Genomic DNA, 2,595 nt, shown 5'->3' on the forward strand with positions numbered 1-2,595 from the left:
TGCCGATTCCGATGAAGCCGCCCCTTTGTTCCGAGATGATTGCGCCCCCGGATTCCGGGATGATCTCGCCCCCTGAGGCTGGGGTCCTGCTGGCAGTGATTGTTGTCAGTTCATTCGTGTAGCGAGTCAAGATTTCCGGCGCTGATTTCGCCGCAAGCTTTCCCCGGATAGGTCGATGCGATGGGCGTTATGAACGAGGCGATCGAGGATGGCATCGGCGTAGGTTGGGTTGCCGATGATCTCATGCCAGGCTGATACCGGAAGCTGACTGGTAATGATTGTCGAGCGGCGGCCGTAGCGATCCTCAAGGATCTCCAGAAGGTCGTGGCGCGCCTGTTCGTTGAGCGGCTCCAGACCCCAGTCATCGAGGATCAAGAGCTGGACGTGCCCGAGGGTCCGCTGCAGCCTGGCATAGCGGCCATCGCCGTGAGCGAGAGCAAGATTGGCAAACAGCCGCGGCACGCGCTGATAGAGAACCGAGCGATCATCGCGGCAGGCCTTGTGCCCGAGCGCACAGGCCAACCAGCTTTTTCCGACGCCAGATGGCCCGCAGATCGCGAGGTTGTCGTGGGCATCGATCCAGTCGCCGCCGATCAGCTTCATGAACAGCGCCCGATCGAGACCGCGCTCGCTGCGGTAGTCGACATCCTCGGGCACGGCATGGTGGCGCAGTTTGGCAAACCGCAGACGGGCGGCAAGCTTGCGATCGTGGCGCGAGCTCCATTCTCGTTCGAGCAGCAGCCCGAGCCATTCGGCATGGGAGAGTTGTTCGCTCTCGCCGTTGCTGATCAGTTCGTTGAACGCCTTGGCCATGCCGGTCAGGCCCATGGCATTCAATTTATCAAGGGTGGGATGTGCAAGCATATGTCGTCTCCTCAGTGGTAATAGCGGGGGCCGCGGATGTTGGAGTGATTGATCGGCTCGGGTGATGCTGGGCTTGATGACGAAGATCGGTCGAGGTGATTGTCGAGAATGGAGCGCACCGATCCATAGGTTCGAGCGCCGATTTCCAATGCTCGGCTGCAGGCCGCATTGACCCTCTCGCGTTCGAATGCTTTGACGAGGCGGATAATGCCTAGGCAGGCTCTGTAGCCCTGTTCCGGATGCGGCCGATCAGCGAGAATACGCTCGCAGAGCAATGCAACGTCCGATCCGATTGCCGATGCTTCGCGGCTGATACGTTCGATCGTCCAGTCGGCAAAGCGGCGATGGGAGGATGGCATGTGCTCGGGCGTTGTCGTGTGCTTGCCATTGCCACTCGAACGCCTGTGGGCGGCGATGCGCTCGCCCTTGTGGAAGATCTCGATGGTATTGGCGGTGATGCGTGCCTCGACTTGCTCACGGGCAAAACGATAGGGCACGGAGTAATAGTGCTTATCGATATCGACATGATAATCGAGCCCAGCCCGGCGTATCTTCCATTCAGCAAAGACGTATCGTTCGACGGAAAGCGGCCGCAGGGCCGGATAGTCGATCTCTTCAAACAACTGTCGCCTTGTGCGCCCGACACGGCGCAGAACACGGGTGTCGTTGAGATCGGCGAGCAATTCGATGATTGCCGCATTGACGTCGGCAAGGCTGTAGAAGACGCGGTGGCGCATTCGGCCAAGCAACCAGCGCTCGACAATGCGAACCGCTGCCTCCACTTTCGCCTTGTCCCGCGGCCGGCGTGGTCGCGTCGGAAGAACCGAGCTTCCGTAGTGAGCTGCCATCCCGGCATAGGTGCGATTGACCTGCGGATCAAAATGGCAGGCCTTGATCACGGCCACTTTGGCGTTGTCAGGGACAAGCAATGCCGGCGCGCCACCAAACGCTTCAAGCGCCAGCAGGTGGCACTCAATCCAGTCGGGAAGTGTTTCGCTCCAGCGGGCGTGTGCAAATGACAGGCTCGATGCCCCCAACACCGCAACGAACAGATGCGCCTGTCGCGTCTTTCCCGACAATCTGTCGACGACCACCGTCACCGTGTCGCCGGCATAATCGACGAACAGCTTTTCGCCAGCCGCATGATCCTGGCGCATCGTCACCGGCAGCTTCACCGCCCAAGCGCGATACAAATCACAGTAGCGGCTGTAGCGATATCCATCGGGATGAAGGCCGATATACTCGTCCCAGAGGATCTGCAGCGTCACATGCTTGCGCTTCAGTTCGCGATGAACATGCGCCCAATCCGGCTCGGCACTGCGACGGTGACCGGTCTTCGTGCCGGCAGCCTTATAGAGAGCCGCTTCCAACATCGCATCGCTGACATCGTCGCCCAAAGGCCAGGAAAGCCCGGCACGCTCCAAACGGCGCAACGTCTCGCGCACCGTCGACGGGGCCGCTCCAACGCGCACCGCAATCAACTTGTGGCCAAGGCCGTCCTCAAATCGGTATCTCAAAATCTCGCGGACACGCCGCATCTTTAGTCTCTCCGCTGGCATCGCGTTCCTTCCTCTCCAGCAACTGAAAGGAAGAACGTCTCACCAGCAGGACACCCCGACAAACACCCCAATCAGGGGGCGGCATCATCTCGGAACAAGGGGGCGGTTAATTCTCGGAATTGGGGGCGGCATCATTTCGGAATGCGGGGGCGGATTGCCTCGGAATCTGCAA

The 2,595-nt window shown here is 60.0% G+C and carries 2 protein-coding genes; both read right to left on the reverse strand.

Annotation, left to right across the window (positions count from 1 at the left end):
* Positions 1–126 precede the first annotated feature (126 nt).
* Positions 127–864 (reverse strand): IS21-like element ISRel16 family helper ATPase IstB, encoded by a 738-nt coding sequence (gene istB / locus BN77_RS28570; RefSeq protein ID WP_007539334.1) that lies wholly within the window; start codon positions 862–864, stop codon positions 127–129.
* A gap of 11 nt (positions 865–875) precedes the next feature.
* On the reverse strand, positions 876–2,402 hold the full coding sequence (gene istA, locus BN77_RS28575) for an IS21 family transposase (protein ID WP_081593627.1): 1,527 nt from the start codon (positions 2,400–2,402) through the stop codon (positions 876–878).
* Positions 2,403–2,595 lie beyond the last annotated feature (193 nt).

The sequence above is a fragment of the Rhizobium mesoamericanum STM3625 genome (assembly GCF_000312665.1).
Lineage (GTDB): Bacteria > Pseudomonadota > Alphaproteobacteria > Rhizobiales > Rhizobiaceae > Rhizobium > Rhizobium mesoamericanum.

What these genes read in the sequence shown, in the direction of transcription:
- istB (WP_007539334.1), bottom strand. Translation starts at nt 864, where the DNA reads ATGCTTGCACATCCCACCCTTGATAAATTGAATGCCATGGGCCTGACC.
- istA (WP_081593627.1), bottom strand. Translation starts at nt 2,402, where the DNA reads ATGCGGCGTGTCCGCGAGATTTTGAGATACCGATTTGAGGACGGCCTT.